The sequence below is a fragment of the Lyngbya sp. CCY1209 genome, from assembly GCF_035615495.1.
In the GTDB taxonomy this organism is placed as follows: domain Bacteria; phylum Cyanobacteriota; class Cyanobacteriia; order Cyanobacteriales; family Microcoleaceae; genus Limnospira.
In genome coordinates this window covers 1-232 of record NZ_JAJENU010000310.1, presented here as the reverse complement: position 1 = coordinate 232, position 232 = coordinate 1, and the positions used below count along the sequence as shown (strand labels likewise).

The 232-nt window shown below is 47.4% G+C and carries 1 protein-coding gene; it reads left to right on the top strand.

The genetic code is table 11. The features are described from left to right. Positions 1 to 14 precede the first annotated feature (14 nt). On the top strand, positions 15 to 232 hold a 218-nt coding region (locus LKE08_RS08960; RefSeq protein WP_324703876.1), incomplete at its 3' end, for a hypothetical protein.

Sequence of the window (232 nt, the reverse complement as noted above, 5' to 3'; positions counted from 1 at the left end):
GAATTAGCGGGGACGTGGATGTGACATCCAATGGAAAAGGCAGCGTGGTGCAACTGCCTCGGTTGACGGCTTTTGACGGCACAGACAGTTCCTCCCCCTCGTTTATTTGGGCGGTCAATCAAGGCACGGTGAAGGCTCAAAAACTCGCCAGTCTTAAAGAGGTAGATTTATATGCCACAAACAGCCAATTAAATTTGTCAGGAATCAAAACTTTTAGTGGCACAACTGATAC